Consider the following 15,964-nt stretch of genomic DNA (forward strand, 5'->3'; position numbering starts at 1 on the left):
ATGAGCGCCTCCAACGAAACGACAGCGAGCCGAAAAATCTCAGGCGTTACCAGTGTCGCAAGCGGTCTCTCCTCCGATGAAGTAAGCCGTCTGATGCGCCGGCGCGGCGAGGAATCGCGCTGGTGGTGGCTGGTTCCGACGATCTATATCATCGTGCTCCTGCTGCCGATCTATTGGCTCGTCAATATGAGCTTCAAGACCAATGCGGAAATCGTCAATTCTCTGACGCTTTATCCTCATAACCCGACGATCGCCAATTACGTGACGATCTTCACGGAGAAGGCGTGGTATTCCGGCTACATCAATTCAATCACCTATGTCGTGATCAACATGGTGATCTCGGTGGCAGCCGCGCTGCCGGCGGCCTATGCCTTTTCCCGTTATCGGTTCCTTGGTGACAAGCATCTTTTCTTCTGGTTGCTGACGAACCGGATGGCGCCGCCGGCGGTTTTTGCCCTGCCGTTCTTCCAGCTCTACTCAGCCTTTGGACTGATCGATACGCACATCGCCGTGGCATTGGCGCATTGCCTCTTCAACGTGCCGCTTGCGGTCTGGATACTTGAAGGCTTCATGTCCGGCGTGCCGAAGGAAATCGACGAAACGGCCTATATTGATGGCTATTCGTTCCCGCGGTTTTTCCTGAAGATCTTCACGCCGCTGATTGCGAGCGGCATAGGTGTCGCCTGCTTCTTCTGCTTCATGTTCTCTTGGGTCGAGTTGCTGATCGCACGAACGTTGACGACTACCGACGCGAAGCCGATCGCTGCCACCATGACCCGTACCGTCTCCGCATCCGGCATGGATTGGGGCTTGCTCGCCGCCGCGGGTGTTCTGACCTTGATCCCAGGGGCGCTGGTGATCTGGTTTGTGCGCAATTACATCGCCAAGGGCTTCGCCCTGGGGAGGGTTTGATGGGCTTTTCGCTTCCCGATTTTTCATGGATGGCATGGACCTGGCCGACGGCCGCGTTCTTCATCGTTATCGCATTGCTGCTGATCGGCATGGGGGTCTGGGAGTATGCCGTGCCGGGCGGCAACCCGCGGATCGGAATCCTGCGCTTCGAGACGACGCGCGGTGACCGGCTTTTCCTTTCGCTGCTCGGCAGCGCCTTTATCCATCTTGCCTGGCTTGGTCTCGCGGGATCAAGCCTCTGGTGGGCTCTCGCTCTCTCCGTTGTCTACGCCGTCGGCGTATTCCGTTACGTGTGAGGCAAACTGATGCAGATGGCCGGGGTTTTTCTGGCCGCCTGAGACGTGAAGACTGCAATCGCAAAACCCTGGGAGGATATCATGCGAAGGCATTTATTGACGACGACAGCAGCGGTACTGCTGGCCATGACCGGGTCGGCCTATGCCGGCATGGACGAGGCAAAGACTTTCCTGGACAAAGAGATCGGCGACGTGTCGACGCTCTCTCGTGGCGACCAGGAAAAGGAAATGCAATGGTTCGTCGATGCGGCGAAGCCTTTCCAGGGTATGGACATCAAGGTTGTTTCGGAAACCTTGACCACTCACAAGTATGAGTCCGAGGTTCTGGCTCCGGCCTTCACTGCGATCACCGGCATCAAGGTCACGCACGACGTCATTCAAGAGGGTGACGTTGTCGAGAAGATCCAGACGCAGATGCAGACCGGGCAGAACCTGTATGATGGCTGGGTCAACGACTCCGACTTGATCGGTACGCACTGGCGCTATCAGCAGGTGCGCAATCTGACCGACTGGATGGCCGGCGAAGGCAAGGACGTTACCAATCCCGGCCTCGATATCGACGACTTCATCGGCACCAAGTTCACGACCGCGCCGGACAAGAAGCTCTACCAGCTTCCCGACCAGCAGTTCGCCAACCTCTATTGGTTCCGCTACGACTGGTTCAACGACGAGAAGAACAAGGCCGATTTCAAGGCGAAATACGGCTACGATCTCGGCGTTCCGGTCAACTGGTCGGCCTATGAAGACATTGCCGAGTTCTTTACCGGCCGTGACGTCAACGGCAAGAAGGTCTTCGGCCATATGGACTACGGCAAGAAGGACCCGTCGCTCGGCTGGCGCTTCACCGACGCCTGGCTGTCGATGGCCGGCAACGGCGACAAGGGCCTGCCGAACGGTCTTCCGGTCGACGAATGGGGCATCAAGGTCGACGAGAATTCGCGTCCAGTCGGTTCGTGCGTCGCGCGTGGCGGCGATACTAACGGCCCGGCATCGGTCTATTCGATCCAGAAGTATCTCGATTGGTTGAAGGCGTACGCACCGCCGGAAGCTCAGGGCATGACCTTCTCGGAATCCGGTCCGGTGCCGGCACAGGGTAACGTCGCGCAGCAGATCTTCTGGTACACGGCGTTTACCGCAGACATGGTCAAGCCTGGCCTGCCTGTTATGAATGAGGACGGAACGCCGAAATGGCGCATGGCACCGAGCCCGCATGGCGTTTACTGGAAAGACGGCATGAAGCTTGGTTATCAGGACGTCGGCTCGTGGACGTTGATGAAGTCGACCCCGACGGACCGCGCGAAAGCTGCCTGGCTCTATGCACAGTTCGTGACCTCCAAGACTGTTGACGTGAAGAAGAGCCAGCTCGGTCTCACCTTCATCCGCGAATCGACCATTCGCGACAAGAGCTTTACGGAGCGCGCTCCGAAGCTCGGCGGTCTGATTGAGTTCTATCGTTCGCCGGCCCGTGTTCAATGGTCGCCAACCGGCACCAACGTTCCCGACTATCCGAAGCTGGCTCAGCTTTGGTGGCAGGCCATCGGTGACGCCGCTGCCGGCGCCAAGACACCGCAGGAAGCCATGGACTCTCTTTGCGGCGAGCAGGAGAAGGTCATGGGCCGTATCGAGAAATCGGGTGTCCAGGGCGATATCGGCCCGAAACTCGCCGAAGAGCATGACCTCGCTTACTGGAACGCGGATGCGGTGAAGAAGGGCAACCTTGCACCGCAGCTGAAGATCGAGAATGAGAAGGAAAAGCCGGTCACTGTCAACTACGACGAACTCGTCAAGAGCTGGCAGTCGAAGTAAGGCGGACCTCGGCCGGAGGCGACAAAGCTTCCGGCCATCACTTCCTGCCACCGGCTACGGCCGGTGGCACCCACAATCTTTCTCTCATGAAACCTCCGCGTCTGCCCTCCTTGCCGGGCGGAGCGGTTTCGTGCGAGCCGGAGACGGATATGAGCGGCTATATTCTTTCAATCGACCAGGGCACGACGTCCTCACGCGCGATCATCTTCGACGGCGACATGAAAATGGCCGGCTCCGCGCAGGCGGAGATCACCCAATACTATCCGCAGCCCGGATGGGTGGAACATGACGCCACGGAGATCTGGCTGTCCGTGATCGACACGGTGCGCAAGGCGATTGCAGATGCCGGCATACAGGCCGGCGACATTGCCGCGATCGGCATCACCAACCAACGCGAGACGGCGGTCGTTTGGGATCGCAAGTCCGGAACACCGCTTCATCGCGCGATCGTCTGGCAGGACAGGCGCACGGCTGAAATGTGCGAGAGCCTGAAGGCCGACGGGTACGAGAAGCTGTTCAGCGCCAAGACCGGGCTGTTGCTCGACCCCTATTTCTCCGGAACGAAGCTGCGCTGGCTGCTCGACAATGTCGACGGTCTGCGTGAGAAGGCGGAGGCAGGCGATGTCTGCTTCGGCACGATCGACAGCTGGTTGATCTACAATCTGACGGGCGGCCGTGTGCATGCCACCGATGCGACCAATGCATCGAGAACGCTGCTCTACAATATCGATGACGGTGCCTGGGACGAGGAGCTTCTCGGCATTCTCGGTATTCCCCCTGCGGTGCTTCCCGAGGTCAGGGAATGCGCCGATGATTTCGGCCGCGTCGACAAGGCGCTGCTCGGTGCGGAGCTTCCGATCCTCGGCGTTGCCGGCGACCAGCAGGCGGCGGCGATGGGCAATGCCTGCTTCGAGCCCGGCATGATGAAATCCACCTATGGCACCGGCTGCTTTGCCCTGCTGAACACCGGCCGGGACCGTGTTTCCTCCTCCAACCGGATGCTGACGACGATCGCCTACCGGCTCGACGGCGAGACGACCTATGCGCTCGAAGGCTCGATCTTCATCGCCGGCGCCGCCGTGCAATGGCTGCGCGATGGCCTCGGCATCATCGGCCAGGCGTCGGAGGCGGGGGTGCTTGCGGCCAAGGCCGACCCCGGACAGCAGGTCTATATCGTTCCGGCCTTCACCGGCCTCGGCGCCCCCTATTGGGATCCGGCCGCGCGCGGCGCGATCTTCGGCCTGACCCGAAACAGCGGGCCGGCGGAATTTGCCCGCGCCGTGCTCGAATCCGTCGCCTACCAGACGCTCGATCTGCTGGTGGCGATGAAGAAGGACTGGGGCGTCAACCAGCTGGAAACGGTGCTGCGTGTCGATGGCGGCATGGCGGCTTCGGATTGGACCATGCAGTGCCTCGCCGACATGACGGGGAACCCCGTCGACCGCTCGGCGATCCGCGAGACGACGGCGCTGGGTGCTGCCTGGCTTGCCGGCTCGAAAGCCGGCATCTGGCCCGGCAGGCGGGAGTTTGCGCAGGCCTGGGCCTGCGACCGCCGCTTCAGCCCTTCGATGGAGGAGACCGAGCGGCAGACCAAGATCATCGGCTGGAAGAATGCCGTCTCCAGAATGATTTCGGACGCCTCGGCGGGATAGAACCGCTTCCGGCTCTTACGCGCCGCCGGCAGCCTTTCTGTTGATGAAGCTCAGGGCCAGCACGGCAAAGATCAGCGTTCCCGTGCCGACCTGCTGCCAATAGAAGTTCAGGTCTGTCAGCAGCAGCCCGTTGGCGACGATGCTGAGCAGCAGCGCGCCGAGGACGGTCCCGCCGACATTCGGCCGCCCGAGCGGGCTGAGCGTCGTGCCGATGAAGGTGGCGCCGATGGCATTGAGCAGGAAGGCATTGCCGGAGGATGGAATGTAGGTGGTGACGGTTGCCGTCAGGATCAGGCCGGCGATGGCCGCGATCAGCCCGACCAGGATGAAGGTCACCGCGACATGGGCCGGCGCTGCGATGCCGGAATAGCGCACGACGCCCGGCTGGATGCCGATCGACAGAATGACGCGGCCGAAACGCGTGCGGGCAAAAACCACCGCTGCGGCTGCGATGACGATGATGGCCGCGGCCAGCGGCACCGGAAAGCCGGCGACCGTGCCGTGGCCGAGGAAGCGGAAGGCCTCCGGCACGCCGTTCGGCGGCAGATAGACCGGATTGCCGCCATTGGTCAGCAGTTGTTGAACGCTGCGGCCGATGAACAGCGTGCCGAGCGTGGCGAGGAACGGCGACACGCCGATCCCGGAGATCAAGAGCGCGTTGAAGGCGCCGACGACCGCCCCGGCCGCCAGTCCTGCGAGCGCGGCGAGTGCCACCGGCTGCCCGGCGAGAACCAGCGAAACGAAGGCGAAGCTGGCGAAATCCATTGCCGTTCCCACGGAAAGATCGATGCCGCCCGAGGCGACGGCGAAGGTCATGGCGATGGAGACGATGGCAAGCAGCGTGAAATTGTTGACCAGTATGCTCTGCAGGTTCGCCAGCGTTGTGAATGTCGGCGTTGTCAGGGAAAAGGCGGCGAATACCGCAACCAGGGCGAGGATCAGCCCATAACGCACCAGGCCGCCGGCGATCAGACGCGGCAAGCCTGTCGTAGCGGGGGTAGGGGTATGGAGCGACATGGTCAGACCTCCTGCCGGCGCAGCAGCGTCGTCGCGGAAACGACGATGAGAATGAGCACGCCCTGGACGCCGCTGACCAGGGTGCTCGAAATATTCAGCAGCTGGAAACCGTTGACCAGGAAGCCGACCAAAAGGGCCGAAAGCAGCGTCCCGGTGACTGTCGGAACCAGCCGACGCGAAAAGACCGAGCCGAGCAGGGCCGTTACGACGACCGGCAGCAGCATCTCGCCGGAACCGGTCGTGCTGCCGCTCAGATAGGAAACCGACAGGATGCCGGCGATGCCGCCGGAGAGGCCGCTGGCGACGAAGGCACCTGATAGTAGCCGGCGAAGCGGCAGGCCGGCGGCACGCGCCGCATCCGGAAACTCACCGACAGCATAGAGACGCAGGCCGAGCGGAGTATATTGCACGATCGCCGTCGCGATCGCCGTGAAGCCGAGGAGCACATAGGCAAGAACCGGTATGCCGAAAGGATCCGAGGCCGAAAGCGCTGAGAGGAAGGGCGTCGAGGCCGGCAGGACGGTATTGCCGGTCAGCACCAATTCCAGGCCGGCGACGACGTTCATGACGGCAAGCGTGGCAAGCAGTGGCACGATGCCGGCATAGACGACGGCAATGGCATTCACCGTGCCGATTAGCGCCCCGGTCAAGATCGCCGCCGCAATCGCCGTCGCGTCGCCGTAGCCGAGCTGCGTCAGGCTCGCATAGACTGCGGCGCTGAGACCCATATTGGCGGCGAGCGACAGGTCGATGCCGCCGGTGACGACATTGGAGCCGCCGGCGATCAGCACGATCGTCAGACCGATGGCAAGCACGCCTGAGATGGCCGATTGGCCAAGCACATTACCGATATTGCCGATGCTGAGGAAATAGGGTGCAGTCAGCGAGAAGACGATCAGAATGGCGGCGAAGGCGATCAACGATCCGAAGCGTAGCGCGGCCGCTGCAATATTGCCGGCCGGCCGGGGAGGCGGTTCCGCAGCAGACAAACCGGAAGGCGCGAATTCCACTTCAGCCGACATGGCGTTGTCCCTCGGATGATCCGGTCGATTGCGCCAGCACGGCATCCGCCGTGGTCTCCGACGAGATGAATTCCCGCACCACCCGCCCGCGGAAGAGCACGAGGATGCGGTCGGTGATGCCGACGAGTTCGGGCAGATCCGAAGACAGCACGATCACACCGGCGCCGCGCGCCGCGAGTTCGCCGATCAGCGTATAGATCTCGACCTTGGAGCCGATATCGACGCCGACCGTCGGCTCGTCGAGGAGATAGACCTCGGAGCGGCGGCTCAGCCATTTGGCGATGGCGATCTTCTGCTGGTTGCCGCCTGAAAGCGTGCGCAGCAGGGCATCGCGCCCATTGGTTTTCACCTGCAGCCGACTAATCAGGGCATCGGCTTCGTCCCGTTCGCGTTTGCGATCGAGAAAGCCGAAACGGGTGAAACGGCCAAGGCTGGAAAGGCTGATATTTTCCGCGACGCTGAGGTCGAGCGCGATGCCGTGGCGTCGCCGGTCTTCCGGCACCAGCGCGATCTCGCGCCCGGTCGCCTGCGTTGGATTGGTGAAACGGGCAGCCTTGCCGCTGACCTCGATACGGCCGGACGCCGCTGTCTCCAGACCGAAGAGCGCGCGGACCAGCTCCTTGGCGCCGGAGCCGAGCAGGCCGGTGAGGCCGAGCACCTCGCCGCGGCGAAGCGTGAAACTGACGTCGCTATATTTCCCCGGCGCCGACAGTTGCTCGACCTTGAGGATTTCCTCGCCAGGCGTCACCTGTGGCTTCGGGAACATCTCCTTGATGTCGCGCTCGACCATCAGCCGCGCAATCGCACCGGCCGAGGTGTCCCCGATCGGCAGGGAGGCGACATCAAGCCCATTGCGCAGCACGGTGACGTGGTCGCAGAGCTCTTCGATTTCGTTCAGGTAATGCGAGATATAGATGATGGTGACGCCCTCGTCGCGCAGACGACGGATCAGCCGGAAGAGGATATCGGCCTCGCGGCGCACCAAGGCGGCGGTCGGCTCATCGAAGACGAGCACTTTCGGCTGATTGAGGAGGGCGCGGGTGATCTGCACGATCTGCTTTTCGGCGGTCGACAATTCGCCGATCAGCGCGCTGTTCGGCAAGCGGATACCGAAATAGTCGTTGAGAATGTCGGATGCGCGCCGCTGCATCAGTCGCCGGTCGAGGAACGGCGTGCCAGATATGCGCGGTTCCCGGCCGAGGAACAGGGCTTCGCCGACGGTGAAGGTCGGCACCAGCAGCCGATCCTGGTGAATGAAGTGGATGCCGAGCTCTTCGGCAAGATGCGGCGTCAGCCTGTCGAATGTACGCCCTTCGATCTCGATCCGGCCGCCATCCGGCTGGTGAAGACCGGCCAGCAGCTTGATCAGCGTCGACTTGCCGGCGCCGTTCTGGCCGACGAGACCGTGGATGGTGCCGCGCCTGACGATCAGCGACGCGCCGGCAAGCGCCTGCGCCCCGCCGAAATGCTTGACGATGCCTTCGAAGCGGATGATGTCGTTGCGTGCCGTGACCGGCTGCTTCAACGAAATGGCCGTCATGTCGATCTCTCCGGGCGGGCAGATTCCGAGCGATCCGGCAGGGCCGGATCGCTCGCGTTCAGTGTCAGCCGATGCCGAGTTTCTTGGTGACTTCGCCGACATTGGTCTTGTTGGCGAGCAGCGCCGGAACATAGGTTTCGCGCGGCAGGGTCTGGCCGGCGAGCAGCTTGGCGACGTTGCGGATGGCGGTGCGGCCGATTTCCGCCGGCTGCTGGGCGACATCGGCGCCGGCCGGCGAATTCGGATCGGCGATGAGCTGCAGCACTTCCGGGCTGCCGTCGACGCCGTAGGTGCGGATCTCGGTCCGCCCGGCGGCCGTCAGAGCCTGAGTCGCGCCCAGCTGCGGAATGTCCCAGGCCGACCAGATCGCCTTGATCGAACCCTTTTCCGGATATTTGTTGAGGATGGCCGTGATCTGCGTGAAGGCGTCCTGCACGGTGTTTGGGATGACGTCGCGCAGTTCCGGCTGGAGGATTTTCACCTTCGGGAAATATTTGACGACATTGACCAGCTGGTCGTAGCGGATCGCGCAGGGGGTGACGCCGTAGAAGCCGTTGAAGACGACGATATTGCCTTCGCCGCCGATATCGGAGACGAGCTGTAGCGCCAGGTCCTTGCCGATGCCCCAATTGTCGGAAGTCGTGTTGTTGATCGAATTGGTCGAGCCGACGTCGACGGTCAAAACCGGGATCCCGGCATCGCGCGCCTTCTTCAGCCAGGGATCGATGACGCTGAGCGTACCGAGGATCTGGACGATCGCATCCGGCTTCTGGGCGATTAGCGTCTGCAATTGCGAAACCAGCTTGCCGTCATTGCGCCCGGCATCGACGGCGATGGGCTCGCCGCCGAGGCGCTTTACCTCTTCGATCTGGGCATTATAGGCCTGCAGGTCGAAGAAGTGATCGGTGCCGGTGGCGCTGATGGCGATGCGCTTGCCTTTCAGCGACAGCTCTTCGGCTGCAAAAACCGGCTTCTGCCCGATGAGCGAGGCACCGGCGACGGCAACCCCGGCCGCGGCGGACAGTTTCAACAGGTCTCGTCTTCCGAGACCGCTTCCGGATTTTTCGATGCTCATTGCCATTCTCTCCAATTAATTATGTCTATAGATTAAATGGATTAATGCGGATGAGGAGGAACGAATTTCCAAAAGAACGATCTCCGGGGAAAAGAGTGGAGGGAACGAAAGCTGATCCCTGGCTGCGGTTTCCCATGACCGGGAATGATTTCGGATGTCTCGGCGGTTTTGAGAGCGATCAGATGAGTCGACAGTCCACGGCCACCGATCAGGAAGAAACACGCACTGCATAATTCTTGCGCATGCGACCAGATTTGCCGAGGGTGAACGCCTGCCAGGCCGTGGTGCCGTGTGGCGCGACAGCAGTCATAAAATCACGATTTACATGGGCGCGGTCGGGTTTTATCCCACGACGTTGATATCCAGCGCGAAGCTTGGCTTCCATTTGGCGCGCAACTTGCCTCTCTCCCTGTCAGGGAGAATGAAACAATGCCCGATATCGATCCGCAGATTTTCTCAATAAGCCGGCCATCCCTCGGAGGCTACAAGGCCTTCGTTCAACGCGACATGATCGTCGAGACCTATCGCAGTGCCGCGGGGCAAATGGTTTCAAGGGGCTCGCTTCATAGAATTTCGATCAACCGTACGGCGCACGGCAAATATGCCTATCGGTTTGGAAGCGGGGCATTCTGCAAAGTTGAGAGGCCGCCCTTCACTCTGGGATTTCAACCGGCTGCCACGGTCCTTGAGGTCGAGGGCGATGCGGCGGATTATATCTCGATCTTCCAGTCACCGGCGCTCTACAGCGGCATCGGGGGTTCTCGCTTCGATCCCGAGCATTGGGATAGTGATGCGCTGAGCGCGACGACGGATCCGACAACGCTGCAGGTTGCGCTTTCTCTTGCATTTGCCGCCGAGAAGACTGGGCGCGACGACCCGCTTTTGATGCAGCATCTGGGAATGGCGCTCGCCTGTTGTGTTGTAAAACTGCTGGGCGCCAAACCTGAAGCCGGCGATCGTCCGCTGACATCGGAGAATCTCCGGCGCGTGATCGATTACATCGAGGACCTGCTTGGCAAATCCGATTTGAGTGTTGAGGAGCTGGCCGGTGTGGCCCATATGAGCCCCTTTCACTTCAGTCGGGAATTCAAACGGGCGGCGGGCATGGCGCCGCATCGCTTCGTCCTCGAACGCAGGATCGAGCGGGCGCGACTTTACCTTGCCGATGGCAAGGAGACGCTTGCAAACATCGCTTATACCACAGGCTTTTCCAGCCAGGCGCATTTCTCCAGCGTCTTTCGGCGTCTGATGGGGGCGACACCGAAGGAATACCAGCGTTCGGTCCGTCTTTGAGCCGGCGCCCGCCGATGGCAAATCAGCAATTTTGCGAAAGATAATCGCACGAATTTGAAATCTCTTGAGGCTGCGGTCTGCGAGGCTCTTCCCATCAGGAGGCCTGCATGACCGCTTTTGCCCAAACCAATCCGATTACCGATATCTGTTTTTTGGTCGAGGATATCGAAAGAGCGTCGGCCTTCTATGTCGAGCGGCTTGGCTTCAAGCCGCGGCGCCGCGCTCCGGGCTTTGCCGATTTCAAAGGGGCTGGCGTGACGCTGGCGCTCTGGGAGATCGCGCATATCGCCGAGAATACCGGTGTCTCAAACCGCCGGGCTCCTCCGGGCGTGCACAAGGCCTGCGCGGCCATCGAGCTTGCCTCGCCAGAGCAGGTCGATGCTGCCTATGTGGAGCTGAAGGCTGCGGGCGTGCTCTTCCACGCGCCGCCGCAGAATTACGTCTGGAATGCGCGATGCTGCTATTTCGCTGATCCCGACGACAATCTCTGGGAGATCTATGCGTGGTCTGAAGGCGGCCCGATCGGCGACATCGACCCGCGGCAACGAGCATAAGCGGCCCAGCCAGCCGTCCGACAAACCAACAAGGGGAAGGCAAGCAAATGAACGGGGATGACAAACAAATCGTGGTCGGCAGGCGTACCGTCCTGAAGGGCGGAGCCTTTGCTCTCGCCGCGGCGACGGCGGGGATCAGCGTATTCGTACCGCGTCATTCGAACGCCGCCGCATCCAAAGTCGTCATCAAATATGATTGGCTGATGAGCAACGGACAGATCGGCGATATCGTTGCCGTCAAGCAAGGCCTGTTTGAGGCCGAGGGTCTCGACGTCGAGTTTTCCCCCGGCGGTCCCAATTCGGCAACGGTGCCGCCTGTGATCACGGGTGATGCGCAGCTCGGCCAATTCTCGGATTCGGCACAGCTCCTTCTTGCCCGGTCATCCGGCGTGCCGATCAAGATCTTCGCCTGCGGTTTCCGCATGGCGCCTTTCGCCTTCTATTCGCTGCCCAAGGCGCCGATCCGCACCGTCAAGGATATGGTTGGCAAGCGCATCGGCATCCAGCCGACCGCCCGTTATGTGCTCGATGCCATCCTGCTGAAGAACAATATCGACCCCTCGAGCCTGACCATCACCAATATCGGCTTCGACATGACGCCGCTGATGACCGGCCAGGTGGATGCGGTCACCGGATGGATCACCAACACGCAGGCCCTTTCCGTCATCGGCCCCGACCGCATCGATCTGATGATGAAGGACACAGGCTTGCCATCCTATGCCAATGTCTATTTCGCCACCGACGATGCCGTGAGCGGCAACGCCGAGACGCTGGCAAAGGTGCTGCGTGCGGTCGCCAAGGGCTGGGCCTGGACGCATGAACATCCCGAAGAGGCGGTGAAGTTGACAGTCGAGGCCTATCCGCAGCTCGATCTTGCCGTAGAGCTGCAGACCGTGCCGCGCATATTGTCGCTGAGCTTCGACGCTGCGACCGGCAAGGATGGCTGGGGCAGCTTCGATCCGGCCGCGCTTGCCGAGCAGATTTCCGTCTATGACAAGATCGGTCAGTTCAAGAGCGGCGCTCCGAAGCTGGAGGATTGCTATACGACTGAGATACTGGACATGACGGCGGGCGACCGCCCGAAGATTGCGTGAGAGCGGATTTGCCTGAAGCAGCGGCCATCGAAACCAAGGATCTGGCTGTCGGCTATGCCGGCGCTGTCGAGACGACCCGCATTCTGTCCGGCGTCGACCTCAGCGTCGGCAGGGGTGAGTTTCTGACCATTCTCGGCCCTTCCGGTTGCGGCAAGTCGACCTTCCTGCGTGCGGTGGCGGATCTTCTTCCGCCGCTTGACGGGCGGCTGTCGGTGCTCGGCAGGACAGCTTCGGAGGCGCGCCGGCGGCGCGAGGTCGCCTTCGTCTTTCAGGACGCAACGCTGTTGCCCTGGCGGACCGTGAGGGAGAATGTCGCTCTACCGCTCCAGGTGGGGAAGAAGAGCGTCTCGCGATCTGTCGATCCGCGGCCCGACCATTGGATCGAGCTGGTCGGCCTGTCGCATCTGGCCGACCGCTATCCGCATCAATTGTCCGGCGGACAGCGCCAGCGCGTCGCCATAGCGCGTGCGCTTCAATGCGAGCCGGATATCCTGCTCATGGACGAGCCCTTCGGTGCGCTCGACGAGATCACCCGCGAACGACTGAACGACGAGCTTCTGGACGTCTGGCGCCGGACCGGCACGACCATCCTGTTCGTCACTCACAGCGTCATCGAGGCGATCTATCTCGGCGGACGCGTGCTGGTCCTGGCCGCCAATCCGGGCCGCGTCCAGGCGCTGATCGACCTTGCGCCGCTGAAAGACGAGCGCGGCCTCTGTCGGCGTGAGAGCCTCGATGTCCAGGAGACCGCCGCCCGTCTGCGCCAATTGCTGCAGGAGGGGAGTTCGGCTGCATGACGCACCGTCCGTTATCCATCATCGAGGCGATCGGCCTTCCTGTTATCGGTGCCCTCTCATTGCTTCTCGCCTGGCAATGGCTGGTGCCGGCTCTCGGTATTCCCAGTTATATCGTTCCCACGCCGCTGGCGATCCTGCGCACGCTTGGCATCGAATGGCGCTTCCTGCTGTCGAATGCCGTTCCGACATGGGGGGAGGCGGGTCTCGGCTTCCTCCTGGGCAACGGTCTCGCCGTGATCATGGCGATTGCCTTTGTCTATAATCCGCGGTTCCAGGCCGCCTATTTTCCCGTCGTCCTGCTCTTCAACACCATCCCGGTGCTGGCGCTCGCGCCGATCATCATCCTCATCTTCGGCCTCGGCATGCTTCCGAAGATCATCATCGCCGCTCTCATCTGCTTCTTCCCAACCCTGGTGAATACCGCCCGGGGCCTCAATCTGGCGACTGCGAGCGAGCTTGACCTGATGCATGTGCTTTCGGCGAGCGGATGGGAAACGTTCTGGCGCCTGCGCGCACCACGGTCCGCCCCCTTGCTCTTTGCATCATTGCGCATTTCGGCAACCACCTGTGTGATCGGCGCGATCGTCGGGGAGTGGATCGGCTCGAACCAGGGGCTGGGTGCTGTCATCATCCAGTCGACATTCAACTATCAGGCGGAAAGGCTCTTTGCCGCCGTCGTGCTCGCTTCTCTCTCCGGCATCGTCTTTTTCGCCGTCGTTGCCCAGATCGAGCGGATTTTCCGTCGGCTGCATCAGGGGCAAAGCTGAAGCCCCGGTACGAACGAACCACCAGTCCGAACTCATGCCCAGATGCCGATCACGCAGACGCAGATATTTGGCAGCTATCGAAGATAAGCCGGATCGGCGCTATTGAACATTGTATCACTTGAGACTAAATATAACCTCAAGTGAAAAGGATCCATGATCATGATGGGATTTGCGCTCATCGCCGATGTTCTCGGATTGCCTGCCAGGGAACCGGCATCGCGTTCGGCCTTCGGCCTGCTCTCCAGCATCGAAGAAGGCTTGCCGGTCAAGGCGCTCGATCGCATGGCGCTGCTTCTGGCGCCCGATGATGTCCAGTTCAAATACCGCCTCGTTCCGAAGGCCACCTATGAGCGGCGCAAGTCCAAGCATCGGCTCTCTTCCGACGAGGGCATAAAGCTCGCCCGTCTTGCCCGTGTCTGGGGCCTTGCACTCGATGTCTGGCAGAGCGAGGCTGAGGCGCGCGACTTCCTGTTTCGCCCGCATGCAATGTTGGAGGACAGGCGGCCGATCGACGTGGTCATCCAGAGCGAGATCGGCGGCGAGCTGGTACTCGATATCCTCGGAAGCCTGAAATACGGCAGCGCTGCGTGAGCGCACAGCATCTCGACCGGACGTTGACATCCGTCCGCATCGGCGATCCCGCCGGAACCTATCCGATCTTCGACGCCACCGGCTCGACCATCGCGCCGGGACGGTGGAACACATCGGGCAGCCCGATCATCTACACCAGCGAGCATTATTCGACGGCGCTGCTCGAAAAGCTCGTTCACGGCAGCGGGCGGCTGCCGCCCAACCAGCACTATGTGACGATCACAATACCGCGTGGGTTAAGCTACGAGGTCTTCTCCGAGCCCGCGCTGCCCGGCTGGGACAGCATGCCGGCTGTTGTCAGCAAGGCTTTCGGCGAAAAATGGTGCCAGGAAAAACGCAGCGTCATCCTGCTGGTGCCAAGCGTCGCCGCCCGCGTCGACCGCAACATATTGATCAACCCGGCCCACCCGGAATTCCCCTCGATCACCGCGAGCCTCCACCAACCCGTCTTCTGGGATCGCCGTTTGTTCGGCATGTGATGGGTTGAGGGTGCAATCAACGTTTCGGTGACGACCGGCGCCGCATTTCTCCCGGATTGCCGCAATCACACCTCCCGCCGCGGCGAGCGGGCCATCAGCCTGGCATAGGCGATGGCCGATAGCATGTTGACGTGGTTGGCCTTGCCGGTGCCGGCGATGTCGAAGGCGGTGCCGTGGTCGACCGAGACGCGGTCGATCGGCAGGCCGAGCGAGACGTTCACTGCCGTCTCGAAGGCGACGAGCTTGATCGGGATATGGCCCTGGTCGTGATACTGGGCGATGACCAGATCGAAAGCGCCGTTATAGGCGCGAGCAAACACCGTATCGGCCGAGATCGGCCCGACGACGTCGATGCCTTTTGCCTGCGCCTGCTCGACGGCCGGTGCCAGGAATTCCATATCTTCGGTGCCGAACAGGCCGTTTTCGCCGCAATGCGGGTTGAGGCCGGCGACGGCGATACGCGCCTTGCGGCCGAGCCGCAGGAAGTGCCTGTGACCGGCTTCGATGGTCGCCAGCACCCGCTCGGTCTTGGCGCGCTCGATCGCGCCCTTCAGCGAAATATGGGTGGAGACGTGGATGGTGTTCAGCCGCTCGGAGGCCAGCAGCATGAAGGAGCTTTTCGAGCCGGTGAGATGCGCAAGCAGCCCGGTATGGCCGTCATGGTGATGGCCGGCGAGGTTCATCGCTTCCTTGTTGATCGGCGCAGTGACGATGACATCGGCTTGCCCTGACATGGCGAGATCGACGGCGCGGGTGATATAGCGCACCGAGGCATCGCCGGCGACGGGGCTGACCTTGCCGATTTCGGGTAGATCAGCGCCGAGCGGGACTTCGTCGACAGCGATCCTGTCGTCACCGGCGGCATCGGCAGGGCCGAATTTCAGTCCGGCGCCGGTGACGCTGTCGGCGCGTTCCAGTGCTTCGACATTGCCGACAATGACGAAATCGCGGCGCTCCTCCCTCGGAAGGGCTGCCAAGGCCTTAACGATCACTTCGGGGCCGACGCCGGCCGGATCGCCCAGCGTCACGGCGACTTTCGCATTCCTGTCCATCGAGCGGGTCCCTTCTG

The 15,964-nt window shown here is 61.7% G+C and carries 17 protein-coding genes; 11 read left to right on the forward strand and 6 right to left on the reverse strand.

Annotation, left to right across the window (positions count from 1 at the left end; all coding sequences use genetic code 11):
- The 4 genes from FHT75_RS10150 to glpK all read left to right on the forward strand — a co-directional run bounded on the left by FHT75_RS10150 (position 1) and on the right by glpK (position 4,666).
- Positions 1 to 912 carry a carbohydrate ABC transporter permease gene (locus FHT75_RS10150; protein ID WP_003552208.1) on the forward strand — a complete coding sequence of 304 codons (912 nt, stop codon included), beginning with the start codon at positions 1 to 3 and terminating at the stop codon, positions 910 to 912.
- A complete protein-coding gene (locus FHT75_RS10155; RefSeq protein ID WP_018246653.1) occupies positions 912 to 1,208 on the forward strand; it encodes a DUF2160 domain-containing protein in 297 nt (98 codons plus the stop codon). Before FHT75_RS10150 ends, FHT75_RS10155 begins: the two co-directional genes overlap by 1 nt.
- A gap of 81 nt (positions 1,209 to 1,289) precedes the next feature.
- A complete protein-coding gene (locus FHT75_RS10160; RefSeq protein ID WP_047613501.1) occupies positions 1,290 to 3,014 on the forward strand; it encodes an ABC transporter substrate-binding protein in 1,725 nt (574 codons plus the stop codon).
- A gap of 149 nt (positions 3,015 to 3,163) precedes the next feature.
- Positions 3,164 to 4,666 (forward strand): glycerol kinase GlpK, encoded by a 1,503-nt coding sequence (glpK, locus tag FHT75_RS10165; protein WP_097594743.1) that lies wholly within the window; start codon positions 3,164 to 3,166, stop codon positions 4,664 to 4,666.
- 15 nt (positions 4,667 to 4,681) lie between these two features.
- On the opposite strand, the gene FHT75_RS10170 is transcribed toward glpK, so the two are convergent.
- The 5 genes from FHT75_RS10170 to FHT75_RS10190 all read right to left on the reverse strand — a co-directional run bounded on the left by FHT75_RS10170 (position 4,682) and on the right by FHT75_RS10190 (position 9,705).
- Positions 4,682 to 5,683 carry an ABC transporter permease gene (locus tag FHT75_RS10170; protein WP_047613237.1) on the reverse strand — a complete coding sequence of 334 codons (1,002 nt, stop codon included), beginning with the start codon at positions 5,681 to 5,683 and terminating at the stop codon, positions 4,682 to 4,684.
- Positions 5,684 to 5,685: 2 nt separating this feature from the next.
- Positions 5,686 to 6,705, reverse strand: a complete 1,020-nt coding sequence (locus FHT75_RS10175) for an ABC transporter permease (RefSeq protein WP_047613236.1) — start codon at positions 6,703 to 6,705, stop codon at positions 5,686 to 5,688.
- Entirely contained in the window at positions 6,695 to 8,245 is a 1,551-nt protein-coding gene (locus FHT75_RS10180; protein WP_047613234.1) for a sugar ABC transporter ATP-binding protein, read from the reverse strand. Before FHT75_RS10180 ends, FHT75_RS10175 begins: the two co-directional genes overlap by 11 nt.
- A gap of 64 nt (positions 8,246 to 8,309) precedes the next feature.
- Positions 8,310 to 9,320, reverse strand: coding sequence for a sugar ABC transporter substrate-binding protein (locus tag FHT75_RS10185; protein ID WP_047615008.1), 1,011 nt, complete (start codon positions 9,318 to 9,320; stop codon positions 8,310 to 8,312).
- A 208-nt stretch (positions 9,321 to 9,528) separates the two neighbouring features.
- On the reverse strand, positions 9,529 to 9,705 hold the full coding sequence (locus tag FHT75_RS10190) for a hypothetical protein (RefSeq protein ID WP_155295713.1): 177 nt from the start codon (positions 9,703 to 9,705) through the stop codon (positions 9,529 to 9,531).
- A gap of 44 nt (positions 9,706 to 9,749) precedes the next feature.
- Between FHT75_RS10190 and FHT75_RS10195 the strand changes: the two genes are divergently transcribed.
- From FHT75_RS10195 to FHT75_RS10225, 7 genes are all read left to right on the forward strand, one after another.
- A complete protein-coding gene (locus FHT75_RS10195) occupies positions 9,750 to 10,613 on the forward strand; it encodes an AraC family transcriptional regulator (protein ID WP_047613232.1) in 864 nt (287 codons plus the stop codon).
- A 107-nt stretch (positions 10,614 to 10,720) separates the two neighbouring features.
- A complete protein-coding gene (locus FHT75_RS10200) occupies positions 10,721 to 11,167 on the forward strand; it encodes a VOC family protein (RefSeq protein WP_047613230.1) in 447 nt (148 codons plus the stop codon).
- Between the two features lie 47 nt (positions 11,168 to 11,214).
- The gene (locus FHT75_RS10205; RefSeq protein ID WP_097594744.1) at positions 11,215 to 12,261 is read left to right on the forward strand and encodes an ABC transporter substrate-binding protein; all 1,047 of its coding nucleotides are present in this window, start codon (positions 11,215 to 11,217) and stop codon (positions 12,259 to 12,261) included.
- Between the two features lie 8 nt (positions 12,262 to 12,269).
- Entirely contained in the window at positions 12,270 to 13,058 is a 789-nt protein-coding gene (locus FHT75_RS10210; protein ID WP_097594745.1) for an ABC transporter ATP-binding protein, read from the forward strand.
- Entirely contained in the window at positions 13,055 to 13,825 is a 771-nt protein-coding gene (locus tag FHT75_RS10215) for an ABC transporter permease (protein ID WP_047613228.1), read from the forward strand. Before FHT75_RS10210 ends, FHT75_RS10215 begins: the two co-directional genes overlap by 4 nt.
- A 159-nt stretch (positions 13,826 to 13,984) precedes the next feature.
- Positions 13,985 to 14,416, forward strand: a complete 432-nt coding sequence (locus tag FHT75_RS10220) for an antitoxin Xre/MbcA/ParS toxin-binding domain-containing protein (RefSeq protein ID WP_047613499.1) — start codon at positions 13,985 to 13,987, stop codon at positions 14,414 to 14,416.
- Positions 14,413 to 14,895 carry an RES family NAD+ phosphorylase gene (locus FHT75_RS10225; RefSeq protein WP_097594746.1) on the forward strand — a complete coding sequence of 161 codons (483 nt, stop codon included), beginning with the start codon at positions 14,413 to 14,415 and terminating at the stop codon, positions 14,893 to 14,895. The genes FHT75_RS10220 and FHT75_RS10225 overlap by 4 nt, the downstream gene beginning before the upstream one ends.
- Before the next feature lie 65 nt (positions 14,896 to 14,960).
- Here FHT75_RS10225 and pdxA read toward each other — a convergent pair whose 3' ends face one another.
- A complete protein-coding gene (gene pdxA, locus FHT75_RS10230) occupies positions 14,961 to 15,947 on the reverse strand; it encodes a 4-hydroxythreonine-4-phosphate dehydrogenase PdxA (protein WP_183844816.1) in 987 nt (328 codons plus the stop codon).
- Positions 15,948 to 15,964 lie beyond the last annotated feature (17 nt).

Source organism: Rhizobium sp. BK112 (genome assembly GCF_014193215.1).
Lineage (GTDB): Bacteria > Pseudomonadota > Alphaproteobacteria > Rhizobiales > Rhizobiaceae > Rhizobium > Rhizobium anhuiense.